Source organism: Mucilaginibacter ginsenosidivorax (genome assembly GCF_007971525.1).
GTDB classification, from domain to species: domain Bacteria; phylum Bacteroidota; class Bacteroidia; order Sphingobacteriales; family Sphingobacteriaceae; genus Mucilaginibacter; species Mucilaginibacter ginsenosidivorax.
Genome location: NZ_CP042437.1, coordinates 7,191,060 through 7,208,984, shown reverse-complemented (window position 1 = coordinate 7,208,984; position 17,925 = coordinate 7,191,060). Strand labels below are relative to the sequence as shown.

Genomic DNA, 17,925 nt, shown 5'->3' with positions numbered 1-17,925 from the left:
AACTAACACTTTAAAATAAATCATGGTTAACACTAATTTTATGTATCACGCAATTTGAGTGCATCCTGATATTTGCACCTGATCCTGGCCAAAAAGACGCCGAAGCAGTCTGGATTTTTTTGCTCAGGATCAGTCGACAAACGTAAGTATCGGTTTAGCTAATGATAATAGCTTATCGCCCCTATTTATTCAGAGGCGGTTGCCCTGACACTTTTATGTAAAAATTCTGCTTCCTGAATGTAAATTCCAACTATATCACATTAAATCTTTTATTTAGCAGGTACATGTATGTTAGCTTAACCATAATACGTTACCGCAAGCTGTTTATACCATTCGCATTACTCGCCATGGCTATCCACCGGCTGCCGCTGCTGTTGCAAAAAGGCTGCACATTTTACAAGCTGCTTGGCTCTGGTAAAAACGGAACTTTTGATTTACAGCCCGACTGGCGGCAATGGGGCTTACTGGCCTGCTGGGAAAGTCGCGAAGATTTTGACCAGTTTTATAACCAGTCTTTTGTATCCGGCTGGTGGAAAATTTTTGGTAATGAGGGCTACACCGTACTATGCCAGCCCCTGCAAAGCCATGGTAAGTGGAGCGGCAAAGAGCCCTTTGGCAATCCCGAAGCCACAAATTATACCGGGCCCGTGGCGGTATTAACCCGTGCCACCATCCGCATAAGCAGGCTTAAAAATTTCTGGAGCCATGTAGATGAGGTGGCCGCGTTAATGACATCGGCCCCAGGTTACGTTACATCGTTTGGCGTTGGCGAAGCGCCAGTTTACCGGCAGGCAACATTTTCTGTATGGAAAAGCATCGATGACGTAAAAAACTTTGCCTACAAAAGTCGGGAGCACGCCGAGGTAATAAAACTTACCCGCAGTGAGAACTGGTACAGCGAAGAACTATTTGCCCGCTTCCGGATAGTTACCAGCTTTGGCGCGCTTGATGGCAAAGACCCTTTAAATGACTTATTGAAAAATTAAAATATGAGAATTATTGCCGAACTACCGCACCCCGATTTTAAAGTTACTATCATGAACATGAACCAAAAGTTTATTGTTAAGATAGAGCAGGGCACCCTGGAGCAAAGTTTTAAAGTTGCTGAAATGGATTTAACCGATGGCGTTAACAGCGTTTTTGAATTGCTTGATGAAGAGTTTTTAACCAAAGTTGGCGCCCGGTTTACAGAGATGCGCACTGATTTTAAAGATGCATACTATCGGTACAATTACTAACAGGATTTACAGGATTAGTAATTGATTTACAGGATTTTAAAATATCGAATATTAATGAACAGAATTTTATTTGGAGAAATCATCAAAATTCGCCAGGTTGATAGCATAAACGGTTACATATACTAAACTAAAAATTTAATAAAATAACAATAAGTTCTTGATTATTTGCAATTTATACCTACTCAAATAATTTTATTTTGTGGCTACGTTAGCCAAATAAATGGGAGGTCAAGCCAAAATAAGGTCGCAATACCAAAAACCGGCTGGCTTTCGGTCCGGGCTTGTAACGCAGGAATCGTCGGTGTTTTTTGGGGCCTGGTATTCCTTGAATATTTTAATCCCGGTTTTATAGTTAATGGGGTTTGAAAAGATAGGCCCCTTAAAAGTGAAGGTGTGAAACTCACCGTTCTCTCCGCAAACGTCTACATCATCTGGCAAGGCGTCAATTAATTCAGGGCCTATCTCCTTCCCTACTATACGCTCGAGACGTGCCTGGGTGCAGGCTATTACCGTTCCAAATCCAAGGCTTAAAAATTCGTCGATCAGTTCGCTGGTGTCTCGTTTCCATAATGGGTAAATACCGGTAAGACCAACTTCGCTCAGCCTTGCATCCCGGTAGTCTTTCAAATCCTGCAAAAAGATGTCGCCAAAAATAGAATGCGTAATGCCCTCGCTTTTGAAATGGGCCAGGTGATAATGCATCACTTCGTCATACTCCTTCATACCCGGCATCTCGGGCAGCCGGATCTGGTATAATGGTATACCGATACTTTCGGCCTGTTTTATCAATAGTTCCGTGCGTACGCCATGCATCGAGATCCTGTCGGCGGCATCATTAACAGTTGTTACCAGGTACCTGATGTCAAGATCCGGATTTTGCAGGCAATGGTACAAAGCCAGTGCGCTGTCTTTACCGCCGCTCCAGTTAAAAATACACTTCATTTTAATTAGTGAATTATTGATTTAGTGAATTAGTGATTGGTAGAACAGATTCCTTTTATTACTCCTTCAACAATTCATCCACTAAGGCCACTACCCCTACTGTCGCTTTTTCCTGGATTTTGATAACCGGGCCGCGCACATTGATATCGGGTATTTTAGGATCGATAACATACCGGGGCACATCGCGGTTTACATAGCCAATCAATCCGGCGGCGGGGTATACAGCCAATGAGGAGCCAATCAGCATAAATATTTCCGCACGGCCACAAATCCTTGCCGCCGTTTCAATCATGGGCACAGCCTCGCCAAACCAAACAACATGGGCGCGCAACGGCGATCCTAACTCGCATACTTCGTCCATCCCAATCTCCCACCCCTCAATGGGGTAAGTAAGTTCAGGGTTAACACTTGATTGCGAACGGGTGATGATGCCGTGCAGGTGCACCACATTGGTTGATCCTGCCCTTTCATGCAGGTCATCTATATTTTGGGTAATAATGGTTACGTCGTATTTCGCTTCCAGCTTGGCCAGGGCGTAGTGTGCAGCATTAGGCTTTGCATCCATCACATTTTTACGTCGCTCGTTATAAAACTGCTGTACAAGGGCCGGGTTACGCTGCCACGCTTCGGGTGTTGCCACATCTTCTATATTGTAACCTTCCCAAAGGCCATCGCTGTCTCTGAAGGTCTTTAAACCGCTCTCAGCGCTTATTCCTGCTCCTGTTAATACTACCAACTTTTTCATAAAGTAAATATTAGTTCATAAAAAAAGCGACCTGCATAATGGCAGATCGCTTTTCAATTTTATCAATTTAAATTAAAGTGCCAATTGTTTTTGTGTGCGTAAAAAAGCGTACCTGGTTTTAGCCAGCTCAAACCCGCCAAATAGCAACAAGCCAAACACCAGGTTACCATATACCATATTCTTCTCGAATGGCACCGCTGCCGCCAGCGATTTACCGTAGCCCGCCAGAGTATTAGGGTAAAGTTTCAGTTCGGTATAAAACCAGGGCATGTCGGTAATTAACCAGTGGATAAGTACAACACCGATGGATGCCAATAGTACATTAACAAAATTTACCTTTTTAATTAGCGTACCAGCCAGCACCATAATGGCATAGCTCAAATAAACACCAATAATACCATCGTACATTATCGAAAACTTTGAGGTATAAAGATAATTAATCACCACATCTGTACATAAAAGCGTAAGCAACACCATTACATAACCCTTCCATTTATCAACAAAGTAAACGCCCCCAAATAAAGCTATTGCCCCAACCGGGTTAAAGTTGCTCAGCTCTTTATATTTAAAAGCTAAAAGCCTGAATGCTGCGGCAACAATGATCATTAAAACAAGGATAATGTTACGGCTTATGGTATCTTTTTTATTCATGGTTTTATTTATGCTGTAAAATTACTCATTATAAGTACAAATAAAAATAGCTTGGAAACAGAATCAAGAGTCAAGAATCAAGACAAATGAAATAGCTACTTTTAATGCTGATCATTAATCGAAATTCGGTTCCAATAACCGGTTACTTTTTTCATCTTGATTCCTGATTCTTGATTCTTGAATCTCTCCCCTTACTTGTTAACAAGAATTACCTTACCCGGATTGATGCCCGTGGTTATAGCATATTCTTTTTTACCCGTTTTGTCAAAAGCAAACAAAGTTCCGTTTGATGCATAATCTTTGGCATCGGTAACAAATACCTCGCCTGTTGTTGGGTCGGCAGCTATAGTGTACGGTGTAGTTATTACGGTACCATCGGTAATAAAGTTGGCTTGTACCGCGGTTTGTGTTTTGGCATTGTAAACGGCAACTTTATTATCGGCTGTTAAATAGTAAACAAAATCGCCGGATACCGTGATTGGAATAATGTAGCCTACCGAAATTACAGGAGCCGTTTTTACCACATCAGTTTTACTGTCGATAATGGTTAAACCACCGGCAATTTTATTATAATCGCCCAATGATACTACATAAACATTATTGTAGGCATCAGTGGCCATACTCACCGGATTTGCGGTCACTGTTATCTTTTTAGTTTCGGTTAAAGTACCCAGGTCTATTACCGAAACCGTGTTGTCAAAAACGCCGGTTGATGATAAACCACCTGAATTAGCCACGTACAATTTCCCGTTAGATACCACTAATTGCTCGGGATTGCGGCCAACAGTAATGTACTTGCTAATGGTTAACGTAGCTGTATCCATTACCGCCACTGTGCCGTCATATGAGGTAATAAAAGCATTGCTTTTGTAAAAGGCTATGCTTCTTGGTTGGCGGGCACGCGCTTTATTTTTTAATGTGGTATTTACAATACTGTCCTGTTTAATCAGTTTGCCGGTTTTAGCGTTCACAACATCAACTACGCTCGATACATTAACAACTATGTACATTTTTGAGCCGTATATCTGGGCGTCATTTCCGGTATCGCCCAACGGGCTGCCGTTAACACTGCTGTAAAAATCGGCAGTAAGTAATTTAGTTGTGTAGTTGTAAAAAGTCAGACTGCTGTTATTGCTGCCAAAACCACCCTGGTTAAGAATGTATAAACCAGCCCTTTCGGCTGTTGGGGTATCGGTTGTCGGAACGATCTTGTCTTTATGGCATGACGACAGCAGGGCTATCATCGTTGAAGCAATAAATAAATAATTGAGTTTGGTTTGTTTCATAATATTGATTGTTAGATAGTTATTTGAATGGAAAACCTGACAGACCGGCCAGGCATAGGATAGCTTTGCACAACGGCGTAGCTTTTTGCAAAAAGATTGTTAACCTCTGCCGATGCAACAACAGCTTTCTGTTTTAATAAAAAGTGATAAACAACAGATGCATCGCTTATGGCGTACCCGGCCAGGTAATCGGATGCCAGGTTATCATTAGTATAATATCGTGAAGATGAAATTACCTGGTTATAATAAACCCCTAAATGGCCACGGTCAACACCTGCGTTGAGCGAAACTGTGTTTTTAGGCGTATAAGGCAACTGGTTAAGGTATACCGAAGATGTAGGGTCGGTTACATTTAGTGCCTGCTGGTACGAATAATTTACAGCCAATGATGCCTTCCAGCCTTCGGCAGGTTTAGCCTGCGTTTTTAAGCCTACATCCAATCCCTTAATATCAACCTTCCCGAAATTCTGGATCGACCGGTTAAAGGCGTCCTTCGGGATAAATACAATCTTATTATCCACATGATTATAATAGGCATCGGCTGTTAAGGTGATGTAATTAAAAAAGCCATTTAATGCCTTTCCATACGTGGCGCCCAGATCAAACTGTTTGGTATACTCCGGTTTTAACGTTGGGTTCCCAATGGCACTGTAATAAAGTTCATCAAACGTAGGGTTGCGGAAAATATATTTATAAAAGGCCCGTATCTGAAAATTTGAGGCTTTTAAGGGCTGAAAGGTAGCCTCAACCGTGGGCGAATAAACATTCTTAGCCGGGGCCGCTGTGCCGTTTTTTACGGTTTCGGTAATATGGGTATTCAGCAAACTTCCCTGCAACTGGAATTTACCGATGCGCAGGTTACTGGCCAATACATTTAACAAGGTGAGCCTGGTTGGATAACTGAAATTGGCCAGGTTTGCATCAAGGTTATTGACCGACAGATCGGCAGCGTAAGATACCTCCCATGCAGTTGTCAGATGGTAAGCCAAAGCCGCCGAAGCATAATATTCATGCTGCGTAAAGCGCTGGTCTAAACGTCCCTCGTTGTTAAAATAATCAGGATCGAGGTAACGGAGATAGTTTTTTGAAACCTTGGCGTTTATTAACACATGTAAAGAATTGCGCCATTGACGTTCATAGCCACTCTGCAAAAAAAAGTCCTGGTTCCAAAGCCGTGTTGCCGATACGGCAGGATTGTAAAGTACAACGGCGCCCGGAATGCCCCGTTCGGCATGATAATAGTTTATGTGTAAATTAAATTTGTTACTATCGGTTTTGGCCCAGTATAAAGCGCCATCAACCTGTTGAGCGCCGATATCGTCATTGCTACGTGTATGGACAGAGTCGGCCCCAACGGCACTGGTTTTATAGCTATACCGGCCGTTAGCATGCTCGGTATAACCATTTACGATAAACGACCAGTTATTATTAACACGTTGTTGCCATTGAAGATATGGGTTTACTAAGCCAAAAGAACCCGCCTTAACACCCGCAGTTAACTGGTAAGGTTTATCCATGCTGAGGTTGGGTTTTACCGTTTTTATGGCCAGTACACTTGATGACGCAAACGAACGCGCAGGCATACAAATACCGGGGGGCTGGCCAATGTAAAGTGAAATTTCCTGTACGTTGTTCAGGTTTAGCTTACTTAGGTCAACCTGGCCATTTTCGGCATCGTTAATTTGTACGCCATCATATAAAACAGCGGTGTGATTAGCACTCAGACCGCGAACCGAGACCGTTTTTAAGCCTCCAACACCACCGTAATCCTTAAGTATAACACCGGCAAAATTACGGATGGCATCGGCAACGTTAAATGCGCTGTAACGTTCAAAATCGCCGGCCGAAACCTGCTGTGTTGGTGTAATGGTTTGAATTTTGGGGATAGCAGACGAAGAAACCGTAACCTCTTTAATTTTTTTTGCGGTGTCTGTTTGAGCATATACATTATCAGTAACAACAACCTGCAGCAAAAAAACCGCTGCCGCTAAAACCGGTGCGGGTAAATGCTTATGAAAACAAAGTAAGTTTTTTTTCATGTTGTTGTACGCAAAGCGTTGACAGCACACACGGAAACAGAGTAGTTTGAAATGAAAATACGCCAATAAACAAGAGCATTCACATCCAAGCTTCAATCCCCGAAAGCTATGAATCGCATTATCGCTCTGGCAGGTCTTCTGACTTACTCCCCTTTCGTTCTGTCTTCCCTGCGCCAGAGCGCAAGTGACTTTGATAGAATGAACTATGGTTATGGAGCTTACAGCTGCGGGACAGTTCCGGATTTACACCGTATTCCCTTTTAATCCTTTATGATATGCTATAAAGGAACCTAAAGCGCTGTAAAGGTAGGTTATGTACGGCAGATACGCAAGTGGCTAAAAGCTATCCGTGTTGGTGTAAAGTCGTCCGTTCAGTCATCCCTGTTCGTTTTTGTATGGCATTACCATAATTTTTGTGGATTTTTGGAGCCAAAATCATGCGCTATTTTTTTCATATCGGTTATCACGGCACACAGTATAGCGGCTGGCAAAAACATGCCGGTGTTGTAAGTGTACAAGCTGTTTTTGAAACCGCTTTAAGCCAAATTTTAAAAACGCCGATAACTGTTAACGGCTGTGGCCGTACCGATGCGCAGGTGCATGCCAGCCAATTTTTTTTCCATATCGATGTAGTAACGGAATGGGATTTCGACCTCCTTTTTCGCCTCAATAAAATACTGCCAGATGATATCGCGGTATTTGACATCATCCCAATGCAGGGACTGCCCCACGCGCGGTTTGATGCCGTGCAACGCTCATATGATTATTTTATTCATACCTATAAAGACCCTTTTTTAAGTGCTTTTAGCGCATTATATCCCGAAACCAACCTCCACATTGATGAAATGAAAAAGGCGGCGGCGTTACTCCCTCTTTATAACGACTACCGTGCCTTTTGTAAAATGCCCGACAGGATTGACCATACCATTTGCAACGTAAGCTCGGCAAGCCTGGCAGTTAGCACTAATGGCGACAGGCTCCGGTTCAACATATCGGCTAACCGGTTTTTAAGCAAAATGATCCGGATCATTATTGGTCGCCTATTGGAGATTGGCCGCGGCGAAATGAGCGTTGATGAATTTGAAAGTCATCTCATCAGCAAACATACGCCCCAAATTATTATCCCGGCATATCCCCAGGGATTGTACCTGTCAAAAGTAACCTATCCTTACCTTGACATTCCCGCCAAACCAACGTTTACAGGCCTGCTCCAAAAGGATGAAAGTGTGGTTTGGCAACCACTATCACATCAATAACTACTCCGGTCTTGACTCTTAACTCTTGATTCTTGACTCTTTTCAAGGAAATTTAGGTAAATTCGCCCTCTTAAATACTTAATAAAGTTCTCAGATGGTGTGGTTTGAAAAATTGAAGCTGAAAAAACAGCTGGTTCGGTCGGTAAATGAAGCTGGTTTTACAAACCCTAAAGAACTGCAATTAAAAACCCTCTCAAGAATTGTAGGCGGCCAGGATCTCATCGCCATTGGTTACGAAGGTAGCGGTAAAACTACCACCTATGTGCTTGGTGTGTTAAACCGCTTTAATTACGCGCCCGAAGGCGTTCCGCGTGTGTTGGTGCTTGTACCCGATAAAGAGGATGTATTTGGCGTGATTGAACAATTTGACCGCCTGAACAAAAATAAATCCATCAAAATTGTGGGCCTTTACGTGGCGCCAGGTATTGAAGCCCAGATGGACGCATTGGCCGACGGTGCCGATATTGTAGTGGCCACTCCCGACAGGGCACGCGCCATTTACCTGAAGCTTGCCCTTAACCTTAACAAGGTTGATATGTTTGTGGTTGATGATGCCGATGAAATGATAAAAAGAGGCTTGCAACTACCTGTTGTCGAACTGGCAAATAGCATTGGCAAAAGTCAGAAACTGGTATTTACCGAAGTAATGCATAGCAAACTGCAAAAAATGCTTGATCCTTTTATGAAGGATCCCGCTATTGTAGAGGTAGAAGCCCTGGCAGAACAACCTTTAGAAACACATCCGCAATTTTTATATAACGTACCCAACTTCGGCACTAAATTAAACCTGCTCAATTTATTTATGTACGATGAAGAACTATTTACCAAAACCGTAGTTTTTGTAAATACACGTGCAACTGCCGATAAAGTTTATAAAAGCTTGCAAACGCGTTTACGTACCGCAGTGGCTTATTTAAACCCCCAGTTTTTTGACAGCCCGGGTTTTAAATCGATAGACGCGTTTAAAGCTGATGAAAAAGCAAGAGTGTTATTAGTATCCAACGAACAGGAAGAAAGCTTTAGCCTGGTCGATATACCATTTATCATCCATTTTGACTTACCGGCAGAAAAGGAATTGTTTATTGATCGTGTGACAAACCATCACCCTGAAAGCGGGAACGAGACAATGGCACTTACTTTTGCCACCGACCTGGAGCTTAGCCAGGTTAAAAAGATTGAGCAAGCTACCGGTAAAAAAATAGCCCTTGCCGAATTACCGGAAGAGCTTATTATTGAAAAAGAGGTAAAAGCAAAAAAAGAACCTAAAGCAAACCCAGATGGACCTATAGTTGGCGCGGCTTTTCATGAAAAAAAAGCTGCCAATTCAAAAACTTATAACTTTAGCTCGGGCCAAAAAGCAAAAATGAACAATAAGCGCAAGCACTAATTTTTTTTGGCAAAGTAGCGGATGTACATATCCTCTACCTTTTTACGTGCCCATGGCGTTTTGCGTAAAAACTTCAGGCTGGATGATATGCTCGGATTATCCAAAAAACAATTAATTCTTATCTGGTAGCCTAACTCCGGCCAGCCAAAACGGGCAACCAATTCGTTCAAAATCATTTCTAACGTTTTACCGTGCAGCGGGTCTTTGCTTTTTTCGTCCATACGGGCAAAGTTAAAAAATATGCTTTAGCTTGTTTTAAGTAAAATGCGGTGTATTACCTGTAATTGGTTGTTAATATTGGCATAACTAATTTGGCCTCGACGCCGTTTAACTATTCATCAAATAATTGTAAACAATCCCGTAATAAGTTTTAAATTAGGAATCTGTGCGTACGCCAAAATCTTATGTTTTTCTGATGTCGATAAGGGGCTTAAAGTATTACCTGGTATTCATTCTTATAGCATGTTCATTTGAGGTTTTGGCCCAGGAGCATCCTATGCACTTTCAGCACATAGGCAGTAAGGAAAATCTTTCTGAGCTTAACATCAACACCATGATCCAGGGTAAGCAGGGCTTTATCTGGGTTGGCACCCGCGACGGCCTAAACCGGTACGATGGCAATAAATTTAAAGTTTTCAGGAATGATGTTAACGATAAAACCAGCATTAGCAACAACTACATAAACCACATTGCCGAAGATAAAGACGGCAGTTTATGGATAGCCACCAGCGGAGGGCTTAATAAATTCGACCGGAATAAAAACCGTTTTACCCGTTTTCTGCATAACGATAAAATTCCAAATACCCTGGCCAGCAACTTTACCGTAAATATTGCTTTGGATAAAAGCGGCAATTTATGGATTGCCACCTTGAAAGATGGTGTAGACCAATATATTGTTAATCAAAACAAATTTATCCATTACCGCAACAACAAGCGTGATTCGACCAGTTTAAGCGATGATAATACCCGGGTAACTTATGTAGATAGTAAAGGCGATGTTTGGATCGGCACCGCGTATGGAGGCCTCAATCTTTTTGATGCAAAAACCAAAAGCTTCACCTCTTTTAAACACAACGAACACGACGGCGGTACCATTTCTGCAGATAGGATAACCAGTATTTTTGAAGACAGCAGCCATCGTTTATGGGTAGGCTGCGGCTCCGGTGGTTTAAATCTCTACGACCCGGCTACAGTAACTTTTCGGCATTTCAAAAACGACCCCAACAACAGCAATTCGTTAGCCTATAATAGCATCCAATGTATTGCCGAAGATAGCAACCAAAATTTATGGATTGGCACCGAAAACGGTGGCCTTAGCATTTTTAATTATGAAAAGGGCACATTCAGCAACCATTTACAGGATGAAGTAGATAATACGAGTATCGCCAGCAATTCAGTTGATGTAGTACTAAAAGATAACACAGGTAACATGTGGGTGAGCGGTTTTGCCACGGGCATCAGTTTATATAAAAAGGTAACCGATAACTTTAAACACTACAATCATAACTCACTGGCCAATAGCATATCCAACAATTTTGTTTTAAGTATCCTGGAAGATAAAAAAGCAAACATCTGGATAGGCACGGATGGTGGCGGCCTCAACCAGTTCGATCCTAAAAAAGGTACGTTTAAGGCGTATCGCTATAATGACGCCGATAAAACAAGCATAAGCGGCAACTACGTTTTAGCATTAAAAGAAGATTACAAAAATAATTTGTGGATAGGTACCTGGGGGGATGGCATGAGCGTTATGGATTTACAAACCCACAAATTCAAATCGTATCGCAATAAGCCCAACGACTCTACCAGTTTAAGCGGTAATAATGTTTATGCCGTTGCTGTTACTCCCGATAATAAAATTTGGTGTGGCACACTGGGCCAGGGCCTGGATTTATTTAACCCGAAGACGAATGGTTTTATCCATTACCGGCATGATCCGGCTAACCCGACAAGCATAGGCAGCGATAACATCAACTCTCTTTTAGCCGATTCGAAAGGAAACCTTTGGGTTGGCACGAATGATGGCAGCCTTGATTTGTTTGAGCCCGAGACCAACTCTTTTAAAATATACAAGTACGATGTGTTAAAAAACAGCACGGGTAATAATGCGGCGCTCGATTTATTTGAAGATCACCTGGGTAACATCTGGATTTGTACTTATAATGGATTAACGCACTTTGATACACAAACCAGGCAGTTTAGCAATTATAAAGCAAAAGACGGCCTGCCAAACGATTACACTTATGCCATCAGGGAAGACAGGAACAATAACTTATGGATAAGCACCAATAATGGAATTTCAAGGTTTAATCCCCGTACAAAGCAATTCAGGAATTTCACCGTTGAGGACGGCCTGCAATCCGACGAGTTTAAACCGCATTCGGCAGCAATTAGTAAAGACGGCACCATTTATTTTGGAGGAATTAATGGCTTCAACATGTTTGATCCTGAAAAGATAAGTGAAACTTCATACGATCCGCCACTGATATTAACTGATTTCCAGATTTTCAATAAAACCGTACCGGTAGCTCAAAACGACAACGATCCTTCACCCTTAAAAGAAGATATTTCGGAGGCAAAATCAATTACGTTAACCCATAAGCAATCGGTAATTTCACTTGAATTTGTATCGTTGGATTTTGGGCTGGCCAGCAAAAAACAATATGCCTATCAATTGGTGGGCTTTGATAAAACGTGGAACTACGTAGGTAACAAAAATACGGCAACCTATACCAACCTACCCGCGGGCACTTACACGTTTAAAGTAAAAAGCCGTAACGGCGATGGCAAATGGTCGCGTCATGAACTTACTTTAGAAATCATCGTTTTACCCCCATTTTGGCTAACCTGGTGGTTTTTATCGCTTACTGCCCTGTTTGTTTTTGCCATAATTTATGGTTTGTATAAGGCCAAGGTAAACAATATAGAAAAGCAAAAACGATTGCTTGAAGAGCAGGTATCTGAGCGTACCGCCGAAGTTTTACAGCAATCGCAGGAGTTAAAAAAGCAGTCGGAAGATTTGCAGGTATTAAACGAAGAATTGCAATCCCAATCAGAAGAATTGCATGCCTTGAACGAGGAGTTACTATCCCAATCGGAAGAGCTGGAAATGCATATGGCGCATGAAAAAGAGGCCCGCGAAGAGGCCGACAAGGCCAACCAGGCTAAAAGCATTTTCCTGGCCACCATGAGCCACGAAATTCGCACGCCGATGAATGGGGTTATAGGTATGGCTTCGCTTTTAGGCGAAACCGAGCTGAATACCGAGCAGCGGGAATATACCGATACCATCATTTCGTGCGGTGATAGTTTGGTGAATGTAATTAACGATATTCTTGATTTTTCGAAGATAGAATCGGGCAAAATGAACATGGAACAGGAGGATTTTGACCTTCGCCATTGCATTGAGGAAGTGATGGATATTTTCTCGCCTATAGCTTCGCAACAAGGCCTGGAATTGGTGTACCAGATAGACCCTGCCCTGCCCCAGCAGGTTATTGGCGATAGCTTGCGCCTTAAACAGGTGATTACCAATTTAACAAGCAATGCACTCAAGTTTACGCAAAAAGGCGAGGTATTTATAAAGGTATTTTCATCAAAAACACATCCTGACGGACAAATTGAAATAGGCTTCAGCATCATGGATACCGGAATAGGTATTTCTGAAGAAAAAGTATCCGGCTTGTTTAATGCCTTTTGGCAGGCCGACTCATCAACCACGCGCAAATACGGCGGCACGGGGCTTGGCCTGGTAATTAGCCAGCGCCTGGTTAAACTAATGGGCGGTGATATTTGGGTTGAGAGCGTATATGGCGAGGGCTCGGTATTTGTGTTTACTATAAAAGTTGCGGTAAGCCAAAAACAGTCTAAATATGTTCCCCTGGTATTTGATACTGCCGACCTGGAAGGCAAAAAAGTATTGGTGGTTGACGATAATAAAACAAATCGTTTTATTCTTAAAACCCAACTGGAGCAGTGGGGCCTTATTACACAAACGGCATCATCTGCCACCGAGGGACTTGATTTGCTGGTCAATAACAAAGACTACAACCTGATTATTACCGATATGGAAATGCCTGAGATGGATGGTGTTGGCTTTGCCGAGGCTGCAAAAGCAAAATATCCACAGCTTCCCATCATCATGCTCAGTTCTATCGGCGACAGTTCGAAGGTAAAATACCCCGGCTTGTTTGCCGCTATTTTAACAAAACCGGTTAAACAAAACCAGCTGGGCAAAAGTGTGCAAGCCGAATTGAGGAGCGTTGGGAGTGCGCCTGTAGCAGAGCCGAAAGCGGTAAAGCTGCTTGACAGCAACTTCGCGGCAGAGTTTCCTTTAAATATCCTGGTAGCCGAGGATAACCAGGTTAACCAAAAACTCATCAGCAGGATGTTGAGCAAACTGGGCTATGAATTTACAATGGCCGAAAACGGACTTGAAGTATTAAAGAAACTGGACGAGCAGGAATTTAATGTGATATTGATGGATGTACAAATGCCCGAAATGGACGGCTTTGAGGCCACCCGGTCAATCCGTGAAAGCGACCGTAAGTTACAGCCCTTTATCATCGCCATGACCGCCAACGCCGGCCCCGATGACCGCGACTTGTGCATAGCAGAAGGTATGGATGATTATATTGCCAAGCCCATGAAATCAGAAGGCCTGATTGCAGTTTTGAAAGCGGCGCATAAAATGATGGCCTGGGTGAGTAAAAAAGTTAAGTAGATTTTTTTAGCCCGTAGCTCCCGCGAGCTTCAGCTCGTGGTTGAACTGGTGTAAGCTTATAGCTTACGTAAATTAAGCTGAAATCAAAGTGTTTACCATCGAACATCTTCTGAATTTGGCTGATCGCGCAAATCAAAATCCTTAATCTTTTGCATCTCCATCGTTTGAACGTTCATACGCCATACCACCCCATATTCAGACCATGGATCTACCAAAAATTCAAATTCATAGTTTGATTTTAGCCTCATATCTTCAATCCATGAGATTTCGATTTCAATAAATATTCGAGCGTCCCCGTCTTTTGTCCAAACAACAAGTTCATTGCCGCCAACTGCACACCAATTATTATCTGGCCCTATTAGACCACAGCAGGGATCGCCATAGCCAAACCCGTGATAGAAAACCTCCTTCTTACTTCGTTTATTTATCAGAGCAGCATATTCAAATTCATGCCCAAGTATCAAAGTATCAGTTTCGGCAAGTATTTTGAAATATTTATTGGCTGCAAAATTCATCTACCCCATCAACTCCTTCATCAGCTTATCAAAAGCTTCCTTCATTTCGGCAAGTTCGTGCTCCAGTTTGGCTACACGTGCTTCAAGGCCGCTTGATGAACGGCCGCCTGTTTCTTCTATTTCCTCATCATCACTAATATCAGGGGTACCGGCCAATAAATGTGCGTAACGCTGTTCTTTTTGACCGGGACGTTTAGGCAACTGCACGATGTAGGGCATAGCCGGATCGGCCAGTTTTTCCAGCATTTCCTGTACTTCCTCTATCGATTCAAATTCATACAACCTGCCCGAGTTGGTGTTTAACTCGCCGGGAGTTTGGGGGCCGCGGAGTATCAGCAGGCAAATTAAAGCCACTTCGGCCGGAATTACCGGAAAAACGATAGCAAAATTGTGTTTGTATTTAATATTACGGATAGATCCGCCGGTTGCCGTTGAAATAAGTCCGCGCCTTTTCAGGGTGTTCAGCGCTTCGGTTACCGTGGCTTCGTCGTAATTCACCACCGGCTTTCGGGAGGTTTTCTGGTTACAAGCTGCAGTTAAACCGTTAAGGGTCATGGGATAATAGTCGGGTGTGGTTTTGCTTTTTTCCATCAGCGAGCCAAGCACACGCAGTTCGGCGGCATCAAGTACGGGTAAAGTTTGCGGTGAATCCATGGCTAAATATAAGCAGGTTTTTATAAGTGCAAAAAAACTTCAGTTTATTTAAAAGATTAGGCAGGTCAGAAACAAAAATATTCAGTAAATCCGTTACTTTGTATCAAACTTTTGAAGTGATGGCTTTTAGCTTTCGGCCTTCAGCTTTTGGCTCAAAAACATGTCTTTATTTATTACATCACTAAATTCGGGGAGTAATGGCAATTGCTATTATGTGGGGAACGATCAGGAGGCTATTTTGGTTGATGCAGGTATATCGTGTCGCGAAACCGAAAAACGCATGGCCCGCCTGGGCCTGCCCATGAGCAAAGTAAAAGCCATTTTTGTATCCCATGAACATTCCGACCATATCCGTGGCATTCCGGTACTGGCCAAAAAATTCAACCTCCCGGTTTATATCACGCCAGGCACCCTGCTCCATTTAGGAAACACTGTAGATGCCAAACTAATCCATCACCTGCGCGAGTTTGAAACGGTTACCGTTGGCCAGCTGGAGGTAACATCGTTTCCCAAAGAGCATGATGCCTCAGAACCACATAGTTTTATAGTTAACTGCAATGACATTAAAGTTGGGATATTTACCGACCTGGGCATTGTTTGCGACAGGCTCATCCGTTATTTTAGTCAATGCCACGCCGCCTTTTTAGAAGCTAATTACGATGAGGTTATGCTGGACACCGGTGGCTACCCCTATCATCTTAAAAGGCGTATCCGCGGCGGTAAGGGTCACCTGAGTAACAAGCAGGCCCTGGCTCTTTTTACCACACATCGCTCGGCACATATGACGCATTTGCTGCTGTCGCACCTATCTAAAAACAACAACGATCCAAAACTGGTGGAGGAACTTTTTACCGCCTGCGCCGATGGTGTTCACATTGTTGTAGCCTCCAGGCATGAAGAAACCCCGGTTTATCTTATTGATGGCAACCAGGGCAAAACGCTGGAAGTTTTAGGGCAACTGGATTTGGGTTTTAATTAATCATCGGCCCTATCCTGCATAAATATAGTGCTTAGTATTTCGTAAAGCTCGGGATGTTTGTGTTTAAGCTCAGTTGGCTTTTGAAAAAAATATTCGGCCACTACCGCAAAAAATTCAGCTTCGTTAGTAACGGCGTAGGGATTGATATCCGATTTACCCTCTTCAATTTTATGAATTTCCTGGTGTATCATCTTTAGCCAGGGCAACACATACTCATGTGCCAGCAGGTTTTCGGGCACGCCGTCGGTAGCGCCATCGCTTTTATCCAGCAGGTGCACAAATTCATGAATAGCGGTATTTTCCTTCCCTGCCGATTTGGAAAAACCTTTGATGAGCGCCGCACGTGATAATATCATCTGCCCGTTCATGTAACCGCTGCCTACCATACCTAATATGTTCCGGCTCCCGCCTTCAAACTGAAACTCGCCATCAAAAGTATCCGGGTATAATATTACATTGGTTAAGTTGCGATATTCCCAGTCTTTAAAACCGAATATAGGGATCACGGCGCTTGAAGCTATCATCACCCTGTCGGTATCATCAACCACAGTTCCAACACCCTCTATGGTGATGCCCGCTAAAAAGCTATTTACTTTCTGCTCAAACAACAGTTTGCCCGCATCGTCCAGCTCCCGGTAAAAGGATATATTTTGCAATAAAATGGGTTTGTAATCGGTGTTGGCAACAACGCCGGCCAATTTTGATTTGTTGTTTTTCAAAATAAAATAGCCAACAAGCGCTAAAACGATAAAGCCAATTAGTATAAAAACCATGTGGTAAATATGAGGATTAAATAAAGTAAAATAACAACGCTACCAATGCGGCTATAAAAGTATTTAAGAAGTTAACAGTATTATTACCTATAAGGCTCTTCCGCTCCATCAATGCACCTAATATCGAATCACTTAAATTGCCAGCTGTACCTGCTACAACTATCCAGATCAGGTTGAGATCCCAGCCAAAGCCTATAGCATAAATTAAGGCTATTATACAGCTTCCTGCAATACCAATCAGCGTGCCTTCTATACTTACTACGCCGTCCAATCCCCGCTGATCGGGCTTAAGGGTTATAATATTAAAAAATCTTGTACCATAAACCGTCCCCAGTTCAGACGATAACGTGTCAGCTGTGGCCGAGGCAAAGCTTGCTGCCATCATCAGCTTAAATAAATGACTATACCGGGGATAGAATAACACCAGGATACCAATAACAGCCGGTATGCCTGCATTAGCCAACACCTGGCCGGTTGTTCGGCCACTTTGATGTTCTTCGGCGCTTGCAAAAGCCTGCTTTTTATTTGACTGCCAGGATGTAGCTGCCGATCCTAAAATAAAAAAGCTGGTCATCATAGCTACTCCCGTAAACCCTGCACCGGTAAAAACCAGGTAAGCCACTACCCCACCCGTTAAAGCGGCGGCTACCGTTAGTTTTTTTGCGGTGATACTATAGGTTATGCCTGCAATAATGATGAGGGCCAATAAGGTATTGCCGTTGAACATATGATCAAAG

At 42.9% G+C, this 17,925-nt stretch carries 16 protein-coding genes and 1 riboswitch; of the genes, 6 read left to right on the top strand and 10 right to left on the bottom strand.

Annotation, left to right across the window (positions count from 1 at the left end):
• Positions 1–284 precede the first annotated feature (284 nt).
• Together FSB76_RS29600 and FSB76_RS29595 are read left to right on the top strand one after the other, a co-directional pair.
• Positions 285–986, top strand: a complete 702-nt coding sequence (locus FSB76_RS29600) for a DUF3291 domain-containing protein (protein ID WP_147059965.1) — start codon at positions 285–287, stop codon at positions 984–986.
• A gap of 3 nt (positions 987–989) precedes the next feature.
• Entirely contained in the window at positions 990–1,238 is a 249-nt protein-coding gene (locus FSB76_RS29595; RefSeq protein ID WP_147059963.1) for a hypothetical protein, read from the top strand.
• 228 nt (positions 1,239–1,466) lie between these two features.
• Here the strand turns inward: FSB76_RS29595 and FSB76_RS29590 are convergent, their stop codons facing one another.
• The 5 genes from FSB76_RS29590 to FSB76_RS29570 all read right to left on the bottom strand — a co-directional run bounded on the left by FSB76_RS29590 (position 1,467) and on the right by FSB76_RS29570 (position 6,901).
• A complete protein-coding gene (locus FSB76_RS29590) occupies positions 1,467–2,180 on the bottom strand; it encodes a Dph6-related ATP pyrophosphatase (protein ID WP_147059961.1) in 714 nt (237 codons plus the stop codon).
• Between the two features lie 58 nt (positions 2,181–2,238).
• Complete coding sequence (locus tag FSB76_RS29585; protein WP_147059959.1) at positions 2,239–2,925, bottom strand: SIR2 family NAD-dependent protein deacylase; 687 nt, start codon at positions 2,923–2,925, stop codon at positions 2,239–2,241.
• 72 nt (positions 2,926–2,997) lie between these two features.
• Positions 2,998–3,576 (bottom strand): DUF6580 family putative transport protein, encoded by a 579-nt coding sequence (locus tag FSB76_RS29580; RefSeq protein WP_147059957.1) that lies wholly within the window; start codon positions 3,574–3,576, stop codon positions 2,998–3,000.
• A gap of 191 nt (positions 3,577–3,767) precedes the next feature.
• A complete protein-coding gene (locus tag FSB76_RS29575; RefSeq protein ID WP_147059955.1) occupies positions 3,768–4,862 on the bottom strand; it encodes a YncE family protein in 1,095 nt (364 codons plus the stop codon).
• 11 nt (positions 4,863–4,873) lie between these two features.
• Positions 4,874–6,901 (bottom strand): TonB-dependent receptor plug domain-containing protein, encoded by a 2,028-nt coding sequence (locus FSB76_RS29570; RefSeq protein WP_147059953.1) that lies wholly within the window; start codon positions 6,899–6,901, stop codon positions 4,874–4,876.
• A gap of 112 nt (positions 6,902–7,013) precedes the next feature.
• Positions 7,014–7,210, bottom strand: a riboswitch (cobalamin riboswitch).
• Between the two features lie 128 nt (positions 7,211–7,338).
• On the opposite strand from FSB76_RS29570, the gene FSB76_RS29565 reads away from it, so the two are divergent.
• Together FSB76_RS29565 and FSB76_RS29560 are read left to right on the top strand one after the other, a co-directional pair.
• Positions 7,339–8,157 carry a tRNA pseudouridine synthase A gene (locus FSB76_RS29565; RefSeq protein ID WP_147059951.1) on the top strand — a complete coding sequence of 273 codons (819 nt, stop codon included), beginning with the start codon at positions 7,339–7,341 and terminating at the stop codon, positions 8,155–8,157.
• 94 nt (positions 8,158–8,251) lie between these two features.
• Positions 8,252–9,544 carry a DEAD/DEAH box helicase gene (locus FSB76_RS29560; RefSeq protein ID WP_317131359.1) on the top strand — a complete coding sequence of 431 codons (1,293 nt, stop codon included), beginning with the start codon at positions 8,252–8,254 and terminating at the stop codon, positions 9,542–9,544.
• On the opposite strand, the gene FSB76_RS29555 is transcribed toward FSB76_RS29560, so the two are convergent.
• Positions 9,541–9,765 carry a VF530 family protein gene (locus tag FSB76_RS29555; protein ID WP_147059949.1) on the bottom strand — a complete coding sequence of 75 codons (225 nt, stop codon included), beginning with the start codon at positions 9,763–9,765 and terminating at the stop codon, positions 9,541–9,543. The genes FSB76_RS29560 and FSB76_RS29555 overlap by 4 nt on opposite strands.
• A 164-nt stretch (positions 9,766–9,929) precedes the next feature.
• On the opposite strand from FSB76_RS29555, the gene FSB76_RS29550 reads away from it, so the two are divergent.
• Positions 9,930–14,267, top strand: a complete 4,338-nt coding sequence (locus FSB76_RS29550; protein WP_147059947.1) for a hybrid sensor histidine kinase/response regulator — start codon at positions 9,930–9,932, stop codon at positions 14,265–14,267.
• A 92-nt stretch (positions 14,268–14,359) separates the two neighbouring features.
• Here the strand turns inward: FSB76_RS29550 and FSB76_RS29545 are convergent, their stop codons facing one another.
• Together FSB76_RS29545 and FSB76_RS29540 are read right to left on the bottom strand one after the other, a co-directional pair.
• Entirely contained in the window at positions 14,360–14,782 is a 423-nt protein-coding gene (locus tag FSB76_RS29545; protein ID WP_147059945.1) for a hypothetical protein, read from the bottom strand.
• Complete coding sequence (locus FSB76_RS29540; protein WP_147059943.1) at positions 14,783–15,436, bottom strand: YceH family protein; 654 nt, start codon at positions 15,434–15,436, stop codon at positions 14,783–14,785.
• A 160-nt stretch (positions 15,437–15,596) separates the two neighbouring features.
• Here FSB76_RS29540 and FSB76_RS29535 point away from each other — a divergent pair, with 160 nt between their 5' ends.
• Positions 15,597–16,415 carry an MBL fold metallo-hydrolase gene (locus FSB76_RS29535; protein WP_147059941.1) on the top strand — a complete coding sequence of 273 codons (819 nt, stop codon included), beginning with the start codon at positions 15,597–15,599 and terminating at the stop codon, positions 16,413–16,415.
• On the opposite strand, the gene FSB76_RS29530 is transcribed toward FSB76_RS29535, so the two are convergent.
• Positions 16,412–17,188: a M90 family metallopeptidase gene (locus tag FSB76_RS29530; RefSeq protein ID WP_147059939.1), complete on the bottom strand. Its 777-nt coding sequence runs from the start codon at positions 17,186–17,188 to the stop codon at positions 16,412–16,414. The two genes, FSB76_RS29535 and FSB76_RS29530, sit on opposite strands and share 4 nt — an antisense overlap.
• A 16-nt stretch (positions 17,189–17,204) precedes the next feature.
• The gene (locus FSB76_RS29525; RefSeq protein ID WP_147059937.1) at positions 17,205–17,915 is read right to left on the bottom strand and encodes a DUF92 domain-containing protein; all 711 of its coding nucleotides are present in this window, start codon (positions 17,913–17,915) and stop codon (positions 17,205–17,207) included.
• Between the last annotated feature and the right edge of the window lie 10 nt (positions 17,916–17,925).

Excerpts from the sequence above, each read along its gene's own strand:
- FSB76_RS29565 (WP_147059951.1), top strand. The coding sequence starts at position 7,339 with ATGCGCTATTTTTTTCATATCGGTTATCACGGCACACAGTATAGCGGC.
- FSB76_RS29530 (WP_147059939.1), bottom strand. The coding sequence starts at position 17,188 with ATGGTTTTTATACTAATTGGCTTTATCGTTTTAGCGCTTGTTGGCTAT.
- FSB76_RS29555 (WP_147059949.1), bottom strand. The coding sequence starts at position 9,765 with ATGGACGAAAAAAGCAAAGACCCGCTGCACGGTAAAACGTTAGAAATG.
- FSB76_RS29600 (WP_147059965.1), top strand. The coding sequence starts at position 285 with ATGTATGTTAGCTTAACCATAATACGTTACCGCAAGCTGTTTATACCA.
- FSB76_RS29560 (WP_317131359.1), top strand. The coding sequence starts at position 8,252 with ATGGTGTGGTTTGAAAAATTGAAGCTGAAAAAACAGCTGGTTCGGTCG.
- FSB76_RS29595 (WP_147059963.1), top strand. The coding sequence starts at position 990 with ATGAGAATTATTGCCGAACTACCGCACCCCGATTTTAAAGTTACTATC.
- FSB76_RS29535 (WP_147059941.1), top strand. The coding sequence starts at position 15,597 with ATGTCTTTATTTATTACATCACTAAATTCGGGGAGTAATGGCAATTGC.
- FSB76_RS29585 (WP_147059959.1), bottom strand. The coding sequence starts at position 2,925 with ATGAAAAAGTTGGTAGTATTAACAGGAGCAGGAATAAGCGCTGAGAGC.
- FSB76_RS29580 (WP_147059957.1), bottom strand. The coding sequence starts at position 3,576 with ATGAATAAAAAAGATACCATAAGCCGTAACATTATCCTTGTTTTAATG.
- FSB76_RS29575 (WP_147059955.1), bottom strand. The coding sequence starts at position 4,862 with ATGAAACAAACCAAACTCAATTATTTATTTATTGCTTCAACGATGATA.
- FSB76_RS29540 (WP_147059943.1), bottom strand. The coding sequence starts at position 15,436 with ATGGATTCACCGCAAACTTTACCCGTACTTGATGCCGCCGAACTGCGT.
- FSB76_RS29590 (WP_147059961.1), bottom strand. The coding sequence starts at position 2,180 with ATGAAGTGTATTTTTAACTGGAGCGGCGGTAAAGACAGCGCACTGGCT.
- FSB76_RS29545 (WP_147059945.1), bottom strand. The coding sequence starts at position 14,782 with ATGAATTTTGCAGCCAATAAATATTTCAAAATACTTGCCGAAACTGAT.
- FSB76_RS29525 (WP_147059937.1), bottom strand. The coding sequence starts at position 17,915 with ATGTTCAACGGCAATACCTTATTGGCCCTCATCATTATTGCAGGCATA.
- FSB76_RS29570 (WP_147059953.1), bottom strand. The coding sequence starts at position 6,901 with ATGAAAAAAAACTTACTTTGTTTTCATAAGCATTTACCCGCACCGGTT.